Below are 15524 nucleotides of genomic sequence, written 5' to 3'. Positions count from 1 at the left end.
TTTTTACTTGGAAGTCCCTAACTCGAAGCGCTGGTATAAAATCGCAATGCAAACCGCCAAAACTGACTAGAAGCCCAAAATAGTGCTATTGCTAACACTACTGCACCCATTAACCAAGGAATTTGCACTCTACCTAACATGACTTCCGCCGGTATAGTAGTGAGAAATGTGACCGGAATTATAAACGTAAAGAAAAAGCGATAGGCGGCGGGGTAGGCTACCATCGGATATCTACCAGCTTCTAATAAACCCCGTAAAACTTCAGTAGCATTGTAGATTTTGACAAACCAAATACTAGTTGCCCCTAGCATAAACCATAGACTGTAGAGAATTACTAGACCGCATAACAACGGCAAGATACTGAGTAAATAGTCATTGATTTCCAAACCAAGGCGCTTACCTGCATAGCCAATGATAGCCCCACCAAAAATTAAATCTGGTACTCCCCAAGGAGATAGGGTGTGAGTAGAAAGCCAAAACTGACTGCGGATAGGTTTGAGTAGGACAAAATCTAAAGTTCCTTCTTGGACATGGCGGACGATGCGGTTGAGGTTGGGGGCGAGAAAAGTAGCGGAAAAGCCTTGTAGCAAAGTGAAAATTCCCAACACGATTAAAGCTGCTTCCCATGACCAGCCAGCAAAAGTATAGCCAGTACGGTAGAACAAGAATAGTCCGAACAGACTACCAGCTAAATTACCTAAACTACTGAGGGTAGCGATCAGAAAGTTTATGCGATACTCCATCTCAGCAGCGATCGCTGCACTCCAAAATAGTCTTAATATTTTCCCATATCTTGACATTTTACACCTGTCACCCAATTTCACTAACTGAATCTGGAAGTATCTATCATGCTAAAAAAATACATTCCTTTGGTTGCTCGTTCATTTTTGGCTGTGATTTTTATTTACGCTGGCTTGAACAAAGTTTTTAACTTTGCTGGTACAAGTGAATCTATGGCTAAAGCCGGACTACCAATAGTAGGCGTGCTACTCGTGTTTACAATTGCGTTTCAGATTTTAGGTGGGTTGTCCATTATCCTGGGCTATAAAGCTGAGATAGGGGCGATTCTACTGATTATTTTCATGATTCCTGCTACTATTGCCTTTCACAATCCTTTAGCCGATCCTAGTCAAGTGAATAATTTCTTTAAAAACCTGTCTATTATCGGTGGGCTACTGTTGGTGCTTGTTTATGGATCTGGCCCTCTTAGTTTAGATCAAAGCGATCGCTCTTCTTATGTCTCACAGTCAGAGGAATCAATAATGGGGGAATAGGGGAAAAATTTCTGGAATTTTGAATAGATTCTTCCCCAATACCTTTAAAAATTTAAGCTGCACAACAAATAGGGGTAGGTTTCAAGCCTACCCCTTTCGCTTCTGATATTTTCCGCCCAACAGCTACGGCTACAGGCTTTAAACTCTCAACTAAATTCACCATATCTTCTAGAGATAAGGCTTGACGAGCATCAGAAACAGATTTTTCTGGTTCTGGGTGACATTCAATAATTAAACCATCTGCGCCACAAGCTACAGCCGCTTTAGCTAAAGGTGCAACTAGTTCCCGTTTACCAACCGCATGGGAAGGATCTACAATCACAGGTAAGTGAGTAATTTGCTTGAGTGCTGCCACTGCTGCTAAATCTAAGACATTGCGAGTGTAATTATCAAAGCTGCGAATACCTCGTTCGCACAACACCACATCAGGATTACCATGACTGACAATGTATTCAGCCGCCATGACAAATTCTTCAATTGTGGCTGCTAAACCACGTTTGAGAAGTATGGGTTTACCAGCTTGTCCTAAAGCTTTGAGCAAATCGAAGTTTTGCATATTGCGGCTACCCACCTGCAACATATCAACATGGGTAGCTATTAGTTCAATTTGGGAAATTGCCATGACTTCAGTCACAACGGGAATATTGTAACGCGATCGCACCCCAGCTAAAACCTCTAGTCCATCTTCGCCCATGCCTTGGAAAGCGTAGGGAGAAGTACGCGGTTTGTAAACACCACCACGTAAAGCTTGTACAGACGCAGCCCCTAACTGTTGGGCGACTGTCTCCATTTGCTGCAAGCTTTCCACTGCACAAGGGCCACCGATAATTACCAGTTCTTTCCCACCGAAGACAACTGTTTCCGATATTTGCACAATTGTCTGGTGGTGAGGATGAGATTGAGCAACAAGTTTGGCGTTAATCATGGTTTGATTCTCCTGAAAGTTTTGGATTGAGAATTGAAGACTGGGTATGAGATATAAATTTTTATGCCCTTTGTCTCTTTTCCATTGCCTGAAACAAAAAAGCCCAGAACCTTTGAGTTCCGGGCGCGTATGATTTATCAGCATGACGCTATTTACCCGGAATTTGCTCTGGGCCAAAAGTAAAAGCCATAAAACCAGTTACTGAAATAGGTCATCACGATAAAATTTTGCTCCTGAAAAAACAAAAACCGCAGAGTTGTCTCTGCGGTTCACCGGGCGGCTTCCATTAGGAAACTTAATTCACCCCCGGTGAACCGCCTGATACCAAAAATAAAAGTAGCGACTGCTGTTGAACATTTGCACGATGTTAAAGCTAATAAGATATATATACGCTATGTTAAATCAAACATAACAGAAGAATTTGGTAGCGTCAAGACCAGCAAGACTTCTCAAAAAACGATAAACTCAGTACAAATCTGAGACTCAAAACTTGTTACTGATAGATACAGACAAGGATGTTTATTAACAATAAACATCTCCAGATGTAGATAATTTTATTTTTTAGATGATGGGTAATGGATGATCATAACTATCGGTAAATCAGATGAAAACATGAGTCTGTAGAGGTATTTTTTAGACAGTTCTATATTTTTCTACACAAATTTAATCTCAATCTAGTTTGATTATGCCCAGGTCTAATCTCTTCACGAAACCTTTTGATACTCATGATGTCTATCCATGCCCCGTCTGTCGGGTAGGTAAGATTTCTCACATACCATTGATGGAGGCGATGGGTTGTGATTTCTGCCACGAAATTTTTACTGTGAATATAGAACAACAGCAAATTAAAATGCCTTCGCGGCAACCCCCTCTAATTTGGCGATGGAATGGCTTTAATTGGACAGAGGCCCAGTTAGAAGGTGTGGAATTAGGTTGGGGTTATGGTTTAGCTGCAACTATTTTTGTCTTGCTGCCTACAACTTTAATTGGTATTGTCGCTTATTATTTTCCACCTCATGCCAATGATTTTCTGACTTGGCTGCCATATATTTGGACAATATTAACTTTTTTGTCGCATCTATCAATTATTATTTGGATTTTCATCGAAGTTTATCAAATTCCCGTAGCTGCATATTTACGCGCTATGAGTAGGTGGAGAAATCGGCAAGCACAATGATAATTGCATCAGCATTCAGAATAGAGAAACCAGAATCAAGATGGACTTGAGAGCCAAGCCGAATTGTGATCTTAGACCTTGTTAGCAAAAAAGTTATTGATAGACTGAGTTTGCTGCGATAGGCTTATATAATGTCTGAGTACTAGTTTTTTACCGTAGTATCTAAGCATTGTGTAAAAGTTACTACGGAATTGCCCAGTCCCTATTGATAAATATGGAGGGCTATATCTCTCATAATTTAAGTTTATTCTCCACTAAAACATCTTATGAGCGAGCTGGAGTGGTATTATAGGGTATTGGAATTGGAACCAGGGGCCACCCTTGAGGAAGTGAACCAAGCTTATAAAGATTTGGTCTTTGTGTGGCATCCCGATCGCCTCCCCAAAGATAATCTCCGCTTGCAACAAAAAGCACAAGACAAACTCAAGGCAATTAATGAGGCGCGTGATAAGTTGCGCTCTTTAAATGGAAATGGGAATGGTAATCGCCCCCATGTTTATCATAATCCTCCACCACAACCCAGAAAATCATACCAAGAAACCCATCAGCCACAAAAACAAAACTCTGATTTGAGTGGCAAAGATTTCAGTCGGGCAAATTTGAGCAATAAAGATTTATCTGGTAGAAACCTTAGTTATGCTAATTTAAGCGGCGCTAACCTCAGCGACACTTTTATGCACAAAGTGATTCTAAGAGGTGCTGATTTATCAGAAGCCAATTTGTTTAGAGCCAATTTACTGTTAGCTGACTTGAGAGAAGCCAATTTACGTTCTGCTAACTTAATTGGTGCGGATCTTAGCGGTGCTGACTTGCGAGGAGCAGACTTAACAGGAGCGCGGATTCGCTCAGGCGATCGCTTGCTAGTAAAATTGATAGGTGCAAACTTAAGCGGTGCGATTATGCCTGATGGACTTGTTCACAAATAATAACAATAACTAATGAATATTACAATTATCGGGTGCGGTTATGTTGGGAATGCGATCGCGCAGTATTGGCGACAAAATCCCAACTTGGTAATCACAGCCACTACCACTACACCTGAACGTGTGACAGAACTACAAAAAATTGCCCACAAAGTTGTAGTCACTCAAGGAAATGAGCTAGATAAATTAGTAAGCACCCTGCAAAATCAAGATGTAGTTTTGTTGAGTGTGGGAGCAAAAGGTGCTGATTTATATGAAACAGCATATTTAAATACTGCCAAAACTGTAGTTGCTGCTTTACAACAAAATTCCAGCGTCAAACAACTGATATACACAGGCACTTATTCAGTTTATGGTGATAGAAATGGTGAGTGGGTAGATGAAGAAACACCTGCTATACCTACGAGTAGGAATGCAGAAATTCTCAAGGAAACAGAAGATATTTTACTAGCAGCTTCTGATGAACAACTCCGAGTTTGTATCTTGCGCTTGGGTGGGATTTATGGACCTGGTAGAGAATTGATAAAAATATTTAGTAGAGTTCCTGGTACAACTCGCCCTGGTGATGGCAGTGATATTACCAACTGGATTCACTTAGATGATATTGTTGCTGCTATAGAATTTGTCTATCAAAATCAATTACAAGGTATTTATAATTTAGTGGATGATGGATATTTAACTATTAAAAAATTATTAGATAGTCTCATGGATTATCATAATTTACCTAAGGTAATTTGGGATGACACTCTAAAGAGTAATCGCCTTTGTAATGCCAAGGTTGCTAATCAAAAAATCAAAGAAGCTGGATATAAAATAATTCACCAAAGGATAATTTTTGAGCAGAGTTATAAATAATTTTATGCAAACAAATAACATAGACTTCGGAAATACACATTTTTATCATTGGCAGAATTATCGCTGCGCTTATCAAGTTTATCAACCCACCGAATCTAGTCATGAAGGACTTCCTTTATTATTAATTCATCCTATTGGTGTAGGCTTATCTGGTAAATTCTGGCAACGTTTTTGTCGTGAGTGGTATGCTACGGGTCAACGCAATCTTATTTATAATCCCGATTTATTAGGATGCGGCGAAAGCGACAAACCCCACATAGCTTATACCCCCAAAGATTGGGCAGAGCAATTACATTATTTTTTACAAACTGTAATCAAAACACCTGTGATTTTAGTAGTGCAAGGTGGATTATTACCAGTAGCATTAGAGTTATTACAACTAGAAGTAAATTTAATTGCTAAACTCGTACTTTCAGGGCCACCAACTTGGCCTGTAATTACCAAAAAATCACCAGACTGGCGCCAGAGATTAGCTTGGAATATTTTTGATTCACCTGTAGGTAATGCTTTTTATCGTTATGCACGTACACCAAAATTTTTGAGTTCTTTCTCCACTCGCAGCTTATTTGCTTCTGGTGATACTGTTGATGCAGAGTGGCTAGATAGTTTAGTCGCAGGTGCAGCAAATCCAGCCACTCGCCACGCTGTATTTTCGTTTTTAGCTGGGTTTTGGCGACAGGATTACACTAGCTTGATTGCAGCTATCAAACAACCCACACTAGTAGTTTTGGGAGAATCAGCGTCAAGTATTAGCAAAGAAGGGAAAGCAGCGACGGCTGACGACACTTTAGCGGATTATCTGGCTTGTTTACCACAAGGTAGAGGTGTGAAAATACCAGGAAGAAACGTTCTACCTTATGAGTCTACATCAGAATTTGTGAGAGCGATCGCCCAAATTAACACCTAGCTAATTACCCGACTTATTTAGATAATTTCTCTAAAATTAACCCTATTAAGCACTTTTTAGCACAGATAAGTAATTGCTTGATATTGTAAGTTTTTAACCTTAATAATTACAGGTTATTAACTATGGTGTTGAAAATTCACCACAATAATCTCAATGGGTGGTTAAACAATAGTAGATTTACATAGAAAATTCATATTCACCCAAGCTAGATATTTGAGATCAAAAATTATTATGAGCCAGAGAAAAGCTAGGTTTTGGCCAATAAACTCCAATAAACTAGCAGACTCAACAATATGTTTTTTGTGTGAAGGTATCGAACTACTACTAGTGGATTAAGTAGATTTGCCCTAATGTGTTAAGTATGCCAATGAGGAAAACACGGAGTAAAGTTTTGCTCATAAGTCAAAATAAAGGCAAAGAAAAAAACATTTCAGTGTTTTTTCAGGGTTTTTATTGTATGTGATCGCACTAAAAAATCACGCATTTACCTCTCGTCACAAAGTGATTGTAAGTGATCATGCCAAAAAGTTTGGTATGGGGAATTTGCAATTACGCATGAATCACGCAATTAAAGTGCGTAGATGTGTTAACTACTTCTTAAAGGATAAACATAATGAAAGTTTTGGCTAGTTTTTTGAAGCATAGTGCTTTTACCGTCGTAGGTTTAGGGTTAGTAACTGCGCCTGCTCAAGCTATTAACATTACGACTACTGGCGACCCTAACGCTTTAGTTAATGAAATTTTGGGTACTGGTATCACTATTTCCAATGTTACCTACAATGGCTCACCGGTGGCATCTGGAACTTTCTCTAATGGTTTTTCTTCAGGCATTGGCATAGATAAAGGTATCATTCTCACCAGTGGTAGAGCTGACTTGGCAGTTGGCCCCAATACCTTGGATGATGCAGGAGTTAATAACGGATTCCCCGGAGATGCTGACTTAAACAGCTTGATTCCTGGATTTACTACCCAGGATGCTGCTATTTTGGAATTTGACTTTACCTCAGATACAGGTAATTTGTTCTTTAACTACGTTTTTGCATCCGAAGAATACAACGAATTTACCAATAGTCCGTTTAACGATGTCTTTGGTTTCTTCTTGGATGGAGTGAACATTGCTCTCATCCCTGGAACTACCACACCAGTTTCAATTAACAATGTTAATGGTGGCAACCCCTTGGGTACTGGTGCTTCAAATCCAGGGTTATTTATCAATAACGACCCATCTGATGGTGGCCCATTTTTCAATATCCAATATGACGGTTTTACAAGAGTCTTCACAGCTCAAGCAACAGGACTGACTGGAACGCGTAGAATTAAACTGGCAATTGCAGATGCAGGTGATGGTGTTTTTGATTCTGCTGTATTTATTGCAGGCGGTACTTTCTCTTCTGAGCCACCACCACCAAACACTGTTCCAGAACCAGCAACTCTGATTGGTTTACTGGGTTTGGGTGCTTTTGGCATAACCTCTAAGATCAAACGCCATCAAAACCAATCAGTTAAGTGCTAACAAGAGAATTTTGATACTGAAATTCTAGATTCATAACTGCCGTATTGAAGAATCAGCAACACGGCAGTTTTTATTTTTGCCTACTAGTCTGTTCCATTAATTTTGCTGGATTCAAAAAATAGACATACCATAATTGGAGACTAATATAATTGATCAACCAAACATTTTAAGCTTGCCGCGCTACTAAAACTTTTTAGTGCAGATAAATAATCACTTCATATTGCAAGCTTTTAACCTTAATAATTGCGGGTTATTAACTATGGTATGGTGTTAAAAATCAGCCACAATAATCTCAGTGGGTGGTTAAACAACAGTAGATTTACATAGAAAATTCATATTTACCCAAGCTAGATATTTGAGATCAAAAACTACTATAAGCCAGATAAGAGCTAGGTTTTGTTCAATAAACAAGCAGACTCAACAATATGTTTTTTGTGTGAAGGTATCGAACTACTACTAGTGGATTAAGTAAATTTAACCTAATCTATTAAGTGTGCAGATGAGGAAAACACGGAGTAAAGTTTTGCTCATAAGTCAAATAAAGGTAAAGAAAACGCTATTCTCAGTGTTTTTTCAGGGTTGATATTGTGTGCGATCGCAACAAAGTACCTGATTAAAGCCTCTTACAGAGATTTACTGATGAGCAACTGCATCCAAAGTCTTCACTTGGACTACTTACTGCGATAGAGTCAGTAATTTCACAGTTGGAATCTACATTTTTGATTTAGCGAGATTAATCTCATGAAGACCTCATTCTTTTTCCGGGCAACCTTCACAACAGTAGCTGGTACCTTGTCAGCTCTGGCTATGTCCACAAGCGCCTATGCTGCTACTCTTGTTGATACAGAGTTGTCTTTACTTGTTGATGTATCTGGTAGTATCAGCGCCAGTGAATTCAACTTGCAAAAACAAGGCTATGTAGATGCTTTTAATAATGCTGATCTTTTCAACAACTTTATCTCGAAGGGAAACACCGGCAAGATTGCTGTTAACTTAATCTATTGGTCTGCTGCTAATCAGCAGCAACAGTCTGTAGGCTGGACACTAATTGATAGTGTGGAAGCGTCCCAAAACTTTGCGAATGCAATTAGTGCGACAACTCGCCCCTTCAGTGGAGGTACTGTTATCGGATCGGCAATTAATTTTGCTACCCCTCTGATCTTTAATAATGAGTTTGAAAGCAGCCGTCAAGTAATTGACGTATCTGGCGACGGTACAAGCAACGCAGCTGCTACATCTGCTGCCCGCGATGCTGCTTTAGCAGCTGGTGTTGATGCCATCAACGGTCTAGTCATTGGTAACAGCACATCTCTATTCAACTTCTATAACGATAACGTCAAGGGTGGTACGGATTCGTTTGTTTTACAAGCCAATACTTTCCAAGATTTCGCTGACACAGTTGAACTGAAACTCAGAAGAGAAATTATTTCAGAGCCTCCTACAACAACTCCCGAACCAGCTACTCTGATTGGTTTATTAGGTTTGGGTGCGTTCGGTGTAACCACCAAGCTCAAACGTCATCAAAAGCAGTCAGTTAAGTGCTAATATCCCAGCAAACTGACCAATGCCCAAGCAACAACGGGCTGTTTGTGATCAATGCGTAAGTCTGAATGAGAAATAATCATCATTGATTTTCCCAAGGGAAGTGACTCTGTAGATTGTCGCTTCTTTTTTTTGTTTTTGTTGTCAGGCTACACACACCATACTTAAGCCAAGTTTTTCGATGTTGTAAGTCTGAAGAATCAATTTATGATATACAGTTGGGTCATTCAATCAAGCTGGTGGGAATAAAGTCGCCGAACTACTTTTTAAGGAATTACTAACGGAACTCTGTCCCCCTCCGGTGTTAGAGTGAAAGATGACATTGCATAATCTTATGTCTTCTAAGACCCATTCTGAAATATAGCTTCAACCATTAGGCGCAGCATGGTCACCACCGCAGAAAAAACAAACATCGGTTACATTACCCAAATCATTGGTCCGGTTGTAGACGTTAAATTCCCTGGCGGAAAATTACCGCAAATCTACAACGCTTTGACCATCAAAGGCACTAACGAAGCTGGACAGGAACTCAACCTCACCGTCGAAGTACAGCAGCTTTTGGGCGACAACCAAATACGCGCCGTTGCTATGAGTTCCACCGATGGCTTAGTCCGTGGTCTGGAAGTCGTCGATACAGGCGCTCCCATCAGCGTACCCGTTGGTAAAGCAACTCTGGGACGGATTTTCAACGTTCTTGGCGAACCTGTAGACAACAGAGGCCCAGTCAACAACCAAGAAACCTTACCTATCCACCGTCCTGCTCCCAAATTAACCGAACTGGAAACTAAGCCTTCCGTTTTCGAGACTGGGATTAAAGTTGTTGACCTCCTCACACCCTATCGACGCGGCGGTAAAATTGGTCTGTTCGGCGGTGCGGGTGTCGGCAAAACCGTAATCATGATGGAGTTGATTAACAACATCGCAACCCAGCATGGTGGCGTGTCTGTGTTTGCTGGCGTGGGAGAGCGTACCCGTGAAGGGAATGACCTTTACAACGAAATGATTGAATCTGGGGTCATCAACAACGAGAACCTCAACGAATCGAAGATTGCGTTGGTGTACGGTCAGATGAACGAACCACCCGGAGCGAGAATGCGGGTTGGTTTGTCTGGTTTGACAATGGCGGAATACTTCCGCGATGTCAACAAACAAGACGTACTTTTGTTTATTGACAACATCTTCCGGTTCGTACAAGCTGGTTCTGAAGTATCAGCGCTGTTGGGTCGGATGCCTTCTGCTGTGGGATATCAGCCAACCTTGGGTACTGACGTAGGTCAACTGCAAGAACGGATTACCTCCACCACCGAAGGTTCTATTACCTCAATTCAAGCAGTATATGTACCTGCGGATGACTTAACTGACCCCGCACCTGCAACCACATTCGCTCACTTGGATGGTACGACAGTATTATCTCGTGGTTTGGCATCTAAAGGTATTTATCCGGCGGTAGATCCCCTGGGTTCGACTTCTACCATGTTGCAGCCCAACATTGTTGGTGACGAACACTACAACACTGCGCGTGCTGTGCAATCAACCTTGCAACGCTACAAAGAATTGCAAGACATCATCGCTATTTTGGGTCTAGATGAACTGTCTGAAGAAGACAGACTCATCGTAGCACGGGCCCGGAAAGTTGAGCGTTTCTTGTCTCAGCCTTTCTTCGTAGCTGAAGTATTCACAGGTTCTCCTGGTAAGTACGTGAAGTTAGAAGACACCATCAAAGGGTTCCAGAAGATTCTATCTGGTGAATTGGATGATCTGCCAGAGCAAGCCTTCTACTTGGTAGGCGACATCAACGAAGCGATCGCCAAAGCCGAAAAACTCAAAGGCTAAACAGTAGTGCTGAGTAATGAGTAATGAGTAATGAGTAATGAGTAATGAGTAATGAGTAATGAGTAATGTCTCTTTACTTGTTGCTGATGTGCTTTTTAAAATACCCTTTAACTCATAACTCAGCACTGATAACTGATAACTGATAACTGACAACTGAAAAAATGACCCTAACTGTCCGTGTAATTTCCCCAGATAAAACAGTGTGGGATGCGGAAGCTGATGAAGTGGTTTTACCCAGCACTACCGGTCAGCTAGGTATCCTGAGTGGACACGCTCCACTGTTAACCGCGCTGGATATTGGTGTACTACGAGTACGCGCCAGCAAGAGCCAAAATTGGCAAGCGATCGCCCTGTTGGGTGGTTTTGCCGAAGTTGAAGAAAATGAAGTCACCATCCTGGTAAATGGTGGTGAACGTGGCGACAAAATCAACCTGGAAGAAGCACGTACTGCTTACAGCCAAGCGCAAACAAAGCTGAATCAAGTACCCGCAGGCGATCGCCAAGCCCAAATCCAAGCAAGTCAAGCTTTTAAACGCGCTCGCGCTCGTTTTCAAGCGGCTGGCGGTTTGGTCTAAATCCATACATACCAAGTTTTTCAGGGTGGGCAATTTGCTCACCCTTTATCAATTAAAAATTATTGAACACTGATAATATCTGTGGGGTTGGTAATGGGCTTTATTTCTTGCGTGCTAAGGTTAATCCGTCGCCAATGGGGATTAAACTTAGGGTGATGCGCTGGTCTTGGAATAGTTTTTGGTTGAAGGCGCGGATTTTCTGAGTCCGATTATCTTGAATTTCCGGATCGGCGACTCTACCAGACCAAAGCACATTATCAATGGCAATTAGACCGCCTGGACGGATTAATTGCAGCGATCGCTCATAATAATTTTCATAGTTGCTCTTGTCTGCGTCAATGAAGGCGAAGTCAAAGGTTTCGGCTTCACCGACTGCTAGTAATTTATCTAATGTTTCCAAGGCTGGAGCTAAATGGAGGTCAATTTTATCTGCTACTCCCGCTTGCTGCCAATAACGTCTGGCGATCGCGGTAAACTCTTCACTAATATCACAGGCGACAACCTTTCCTTCCGGTGGTAAAGCTAGAGCAATCACTAAAGAACTATAACCTGTAAATACCCCCACCTCTAAAGTTTTCTTTGCCCCCAACAATTGCACCAGCAACGCCATAAATTGTCCCTGTTCTGGCGCAATCTGCATTCTCCCCACAGGATGCAGGGATGTTTCTTGTCGTAATTGAGTTAATATTTCCGGTTCCCGCAAAGAAACGGATAGTAAATAATCATACAAAGGTGATGGGATTCCTATAGTGCGAGTTGTCATAATATTAATTCGTAATTCGTAATAAATTACTTAATGCTTAGTTTTCTTCTATCTTCTGCATAGTAACTTTTTTTCCCTCTCTAGATTGAGAAAATTTGATATTTCTTTCCACCCAAAGACCGATAAATATTGATTACATAATAGTTAATTTTAAGGCAGATGAATAGGGTAAATCCTGCATCGAAAGAGAGTTGTGTAATTGTTTTTCGTGGTCAGATTAATTCTTGTGTGTCAGGTGTGAGGAGCAATTGTGTCAGTCGCGTACATTGGCTAACAACTAGTACGTTTGGCTAACATCCGGGGTGAAAATGCCTACATTTGCAGTTTGCAAGTGGGAGCAAAAACACAATTTAACCTTGGGTTGAATTTTCGATCCAAGGTTTAATTGTGAGAATTAAAAAAGTCCAAGAATTTTTTAATTCCAATGAAAAATTGCTGAAGTATTACTGGGAGAAATAGATGTCTAAGAAACAAACATTACAACCACCACAGCAACAACAGCCACCGGGTACTGAATCAAAAATGCAGCCAAGACCCAAAGCTGATGATGCTCAGTACCGGGGTAGTGGTAAGTTAAAAGATAAAGTTGCCTTAATTACAGGTGGAGATAGTGGGATTGGTCGTGCTGTAGCGATCGCCTTTGCTAAAGAAGGTGCAGATGTCGCCTTTGTTTACCTGAGTGAACATGGCGATGCGGAAGAAACCAAAAATTTAGTAGAAGAACAAGGACGGCGTGCGGTATCTATCGCCGGGGATATTACTGATGAGGCTTTTTGTCAGCGTGCGATTCAACAAACAGTAGATGAGTTTGGTAAACTGGATATTCTCATTAACAATGCTGCTGAACAACATCCCCAAGAAACCATTGAGGATATTACGAAAGAACAGTTAGAACGGACATTCCGCACTAATATTTTCTCAATGTTTTACTTGACAAAAGCAGCAGTCAAACACCTAAGAGAAGGTAGTGCAATTATCAATACCACCTCAGTTACAGCTTATAAAGGTAGTCCGCAACTACTTGATTACTCTTCAACAAAAGGTGCAATTGTTGCTTTTACCCGTTCCTTATCACAAAATTTAGTTAGTAAAGGAATTCGAGTTAATGCTGTTGCACCAGGGCCGATTTGGACACCTTTAATTCCCTCAACATTTCCAGAAGAGAAAGTAGAAACCTTTGGTAAACAAGTACCTATGCAACGAGCAGGACAACCGGAAGAAGTCGCACCTAGTTATGTGTTTTTAGCCTCTGATGACTCCTCTTATATGTCTGGACAAGTTCTGCATCCCAATGGTGGAGCAGTAGTTAACGGTTAAATAGTCAGAATTTAGAATCTAGAATTCAGAATAAATTATCTTTTGTTTATTCTGAATTCCTACCCCTAGCTTCTCAATTCTATTGTATGTCTGTCAATAGAGAGATGATTCTATACTGAACAATTGTTATATATAATAAGGAACATCTAAGAGAAACTCAAGATAGCTTATGTCATCCCTCAAACCATTACATGGTACAGAATTAGTAGATTGTGCGAGGGCAAATGCCAAGCAGGGAATCGAAGCTGCTGCTTACCAATGTGGCTATGGTGATGATCTGAATAGATTTGCACGAGAATTGAGAAAAGCGTGTGAGGAAATGAATTTACAAGTTAAAGAATTGAGCGAATTGATTACCGACCAAGACATGATCCTCAACTTGGGTACTGGTGAGATCATTGCTCCTGATACAGCTTCAGAATTGTAAATATTAAGAATTCACAACCTTAAAATTGCCCGTGCCAAATTGAAGTAAATTAAAACCCCAAGTACGTCAACGGCTGTAGTAATAAATGGTGCTGACATCAAAGCTGGATCTAAACGCAAGAAGCGAAATAAAAATGGCAGTGCCGAACCAGAGATAGAAGCTAAAACAGAGATAGCGATTAAACTAGCACCTACTGCGATCGCTACTTCGATTCTACCTTGGAGAAAATAAGCCCACACAGTGGCGACAGTACCTAACATACCTCCCAATAAAGCACCGGCGATCGCTTCCCGGCCAATTACTTGCCAAGCACCAAGCGCTCTAATTTCTTCTGTATTCATCCCGCGAATGACAACTGTAGAAGACTGAGCGCCCACGTTCCCACCAGTACCAGTCAACAAAGGGATAAATGCAGTTAGTGTGACGACTTTCGATAAAATATCCTCTTGTGACTTAATAATTGTCCCAGTCACAGTATTGGTGATTAGTAGTACGAATAACCAGAGGACGCGCTTGCGAGCTACTTCTAGTAAGTTCATCTGGAAATAATTATCACCACTAGACTGGACACCACCACCTAAAGCGTAGATATCCTTGGTGGTTTCCTCTTCTAGAATATCTATCACATCATCGACAGTAACAATCCCGACTAAAAGCTGTTGTCTATCCACCACAGGCACAGCTAGAAAATCATACCGTTGAATCAACCTAGCTACTTCTTCTTGATGGGTGTCTGTGTTGACAAAAATCACATCACGAGTCATCACCTCGCCAATACTTTGTTCTGGCTGGGATGTCACCAACTCCCGCAGTGAGACAATCCCTGTTAAACGCCTTGCTTGGTCAGTGACGTAAAGATAATAAATCATTTCACTGGCATTAGCTAGGCTGCGAATGCGCTCTAGGGCTTGTGTTACCGTCATATTTTCTTTTAGCCCAATGAACTCAAGAGTCATGATGCGCCCGGCTGTATCGGCTTCATAACCCAACATTAGGGCTGTGGCTTGGCGTTCTGTCGGACTGAGTTGTTCTAGTAGCTGATTGACAATCTTAGCAGGCAATTCATCAAATAACCTGGCTCGGTCATCTGAAGACATTTGATCGACAATATCACGGATTTCTTGACTTTTCAGTTCTTCAATTAATCTTTCTTGGACGCTGTAGTCGAGATATTCATAAACTTCAATTGCTTCATCCTTAGAAAGTAAGCGGAAAGCCAAAGCGTGCATCGTCTCCGGTAAACCTTCAATCGCTTCGGCAATATCCGCAGGCTGTACAGGTACGAGAATTGCTTTTGCTCCCTGCAAATCTCCTGCTTCTAAGAGGATTCGCAGTTGAGTCCGCACTAAATCGCGCAATTCCCTACGTGGCACATCCTGAAGGGTAGAGTTTAAATTGTTCTTCTCTGTCACTTTCCACTTTCCTCGACCAGTCTGAACAAGGTTGCTGCCATTAGTCTAAGGGATAGTGGAATAGATGACGTTAAACTTGTT

At 41.2% G+C, this 15524-nt stretch carries 15 protein-coding genes; 11 read left to right on the top strand and 4 right to left on the bottom strand.

Features of this window, described 5'->3' with window-relative positions; genetic code table 11:
- Window positions 1-17: 17 nt before the first annotated feature.
- On the bottom strand, window positions 18-800 hold the full coding sequence (locus H6G18_RS10450) for an ABC transporter permease (RefSeq protein WP_190407038.1): 783 nt from the start codon (window positions 798-800) through the stop codon (window positions 18-20).
- Between the two features lie 48 nt (window positions 801-848).
- Between H6G18_RS10450 and H6G18_RS10445 the strand changes: the two genes are divergently transcribed.
- Window positions 849-1274 (top strand): DoxX family protein, encoded by a 426-nt coding sequence (locus tag H6G18_RS10445; protein WP_190407037.1) that lies wholly within the window; start codon window positions 849-851, stop codon window positions 1272-1274.
- 52 nt (window positions 1275-1326) lie between these two features.
- Here H6G18_RS10445 and aroF read toward each other — a convergent pair whose 3' ends face one another.
- Complete coding sequence (gene aroF, locus H6G18_RS10440) at window positions 1327-2199, bottom strand: 3-deoxy-7-phosphoheptulonate synthase (protein ID WP_190407036.1); 873 nt, start codon at window positions 2197-2199, stop codon at window positions 1327-1329.
- A 685-nt stretch (window positions 2200-2884) separates the two neighbouring features.
- On the opposite strand from aroF, the gene H6G18_RS10435 reads away from it, so the two are divergent.
- The 8 genes from H6G18_RS10435 to atpC all read left to right on the top strand — a co-directional run bounded on the left by H6G18_RS10435 (window position 2885) and on the right by atpC (window position 11524).
- On the top strand, window positions 2885-3376 hold the full coding sequence (locus tag H6G18_RS10435; RefSeq protein WP_190407035.1) for a hypothetical protein: 492 nt from the start codon (window positions 2885-2887) through the stop codon (window positions 3374-3376).
- Window positions 3377-3642: 266 nt separating this feature from the next.
- Window positions 3643-4302: a pentapeptide repeat-containing protein gene (locus H6G18_RS10430; RefSeq protein WP_190407034.1), complete on the top strand. Its 660-nt coding sequence runs from the start codon at window positions 3643-3645 to the stop codon at window positions 4300-4302.
- Window positions 4303-4314: 12 nt separating this feature from the next.
- Window positions 4315-5154 carry an SDR family oxidoreductase gene (locus H6G18_RS10425; protein WP_190407033.1) on the top strand — a complete coding sequence of 280 codons (840 nt, stop codon included), beginning with the start codon at window positions 4315-4317 and terminating at the stop codon, window positions 5152-5154.
- Between the two features lie 4 nt (window positions 5155-5158).
- Complete coding sequence (locus H6G18_RS10420) at window positions 5159-6061, top strand: alpha/beta fold hydrolase (RefSeq protein WP_190407032.1); 903 nt, start codon at window positions 5159-5161, stop codon at window positions 6059-6061.
- A 613-nt stretch (window positions 6062-6674) separates the two neighbouring features.
- Entirely contained in the window at window positions 6675-7574 is a 900-nt protein-coding gene (locus tag H6G18_RS10415; protein ID WP_190407031.1) for a choice-of-anchor L family PEP-CTERM protein, read from the top strand.
- 732 nt (window positions 7575-8306) lie between these two features.
- Window positions 8307-9119, top strand: a complete 813-nt coding sequence (locus H6G18_RS10410; RefSeq protein WP_190407123.1) for a DUF1194 domain-containing protein — start codon at window positions 8307-8309, stop codon at window positions 9117-9119.
- A gap of 381 nt (window positions 9120-9500) precedes the next feature.
- A complete protein-coding gene (gene atpD, locus H6G18_RS10405) occupies window positions 9501-10949 on the top strand; it encodes a F0F1 ATP synthase subunit beta (protein ID WP_190407030.1) in 1449 nt (482 codons plus the stop codon).
- Window positions 10950-11110: 161 nt separating this feature from the next.
- Window positions 11111-11524 carry an ATP synthase F1 subunit epsilon gene (gene atpC / locus H6G18_RS10400; RefSeq protein WP_190407029.1) on the top strand — a complete coding sequence of 138 codons (414 nt, stop codon included), beginning with the start codon at window positions 11111-11113 and terminating at the stop codon, window positions 11522-11524.
- A gap of 100 nt (window positions 11525-11624) precedes the next feature.
- Here the strand turns inward: atpC and H6G18_RS10395 are convergent, their stop codons facing one another.
- The gene (locus H6G18_RS10395; protein WP_190407028.1) at window positions 11625-12287 is read right to left on the bottom strand and encodes a class I SAM-dependent methyltransferase; all 663 of its coding nucleotides are present in this window, start codon (window positions 12285-12287) and stop codon (window positions 11625-11627) included.
- Window positions 12288-12746: 459 nt separating this feature from the next.
- Here H6G18_RS10395 and H6G18_RS10390 point away from each other — a divergent pair, with 459 nt between their 5' ends.
- Both H6G18_RS10390 and H6G18_RS10385 read left to right on the top strand, forming a co-directional pair.
- Window positions 12747-13604 (top strand): SDR family oxidoreductase, encoded by an 858-nt coding sequence (locus H6G18_RS10390; RefSeq protein WP_190407027.1) that lies wholly within the window; start codon window positions 12747-12749, stop codon window positions 13602-13604.
- A 169-nt stretch (window positions 13605-13773) separates the two neighbouring features.
- Window positions 13774-14031, top strand: coding sequence for a hypothetical protein (locus H6G18_RS10385; protein ID WP_190407026.1), 258 nt, complete (start codon window positions 13774-13776; stop codon window positions 14029-14031).
- 11 nt (window positions 14032-14042) lie between these two features.
- Here the strand turns inward: H6G18_RS10385 and mgtE are convergent, their stop codons facing one another.
- On the bottom strand, window positions 14043-15443 hold the full coding sequence (mgtE, locus tag H6G18_RS10380; RefSeq protein ID WP_190407025.1) for a magnesium transporter: 1401 nt from the start codon (window positions 15441-15443) through the stop codon (window positions 14043-14045).
- Between the last annotated feature and the right edge of the window lie 81 nt (window positions 15444-15524).

It is taken from the genome of Anabaena subtropica FACHB-260, from assembly GCF_014697105.1.
Lineage (GTDB): Bacteria > Cyanobacteriota > Cyanobacteriia > Cyanobacteriales > Nostocaceae > Trichormus > Trichormus subtropicus.
Note: the sequence above shows the minus strand (reverse complement) of the source record. Positions and strands in the feature narration are given on the sequence as shown.

Coding starts and splice junctions, on each gene's coding strand:
- H6G18_RS10450 (WP_190407038.1), bottom strand. CDS start 800: ATGTCAAGATATGGGAAAATATTAAGACTATTTTGGAGTGCAGCGATC.
- H6G18_RS10445 (WP_190407037.1), top strand. CDS start 849: ATGCTAAAAAAATACATTCCTTTGGTTGCTCGTTCATTTTTGGCTGTG.
- aroF (WP_190407036.1), bottom strand. CDS start 2,199: ATGATTAACGCCAAACTTGTTGCTCAATCTCATCCTCACCACCAGACA.
- H6G18_RS10435 (WP_190407035.1), top strand. CDS start 2,885: ATGCCCAGGTCTAATCTCTTCACGAAACCTTTTGATACTCATGATGTC.
- H6G18_RS10430 (WP_190407034.1), top strand. CDS start 3,643: ATGAGCGAGCTGGAGTGGTATTATAGGGTATTGGAATTGGAACCAGGG.
- H6G18_RS10425 (WP_190407033.1), top strand. CDS start 4,315: ATGAATATTACAATTATCGGGTGCGGTTATGTTGGGAATGCGATCGCG.
- H6G18_RS10420 (WP_190407032.1), top strand. CDS start 5,159: ATGCAAACAAATAACATAGACTTCGGAAATACACATTTTTATCATTGG.
- H6G18_RS10415 (WP_190407031.1), top strand. CDS start 6,675: ATGAAAGTTTTGGCTAGTTTTTTGAAGCATAGTGCTTTTACCGTCGTA.
- atpD (WP_190407030.1), top strand. CDS start 9,501: ATGGTCACCACCGCAGAAAAAACAAACATCGGTTACATTACCCAAATC.
- atpC (WP_190407029.1), top strand. CDS start 11,111: ATGACCCTAACTGTCCGTGTAATTTCCCCAGATAAAACAGTGTGGGAT.
- H6G18_RS10395 (WP_190407028.1), bottom strand. CDS start 12,287: ATGACAACTCGCACTATAGGAATCCCATCACCTTTGTATGATTATTTA.
- H6G18_RS10390 (WP_190407027.1), top strand. CDS start 12,747: ATGTCTAAGAAACAAACATTACAACCACCACAGCAACAACAGCCACCG.
- H6G18_RS10385 (WP_190407026.1), top strand. CDS start 13,774: ATGTCATCCCTCAAACCATTACATGGTACAGAATTAGTAGATTGTGCG.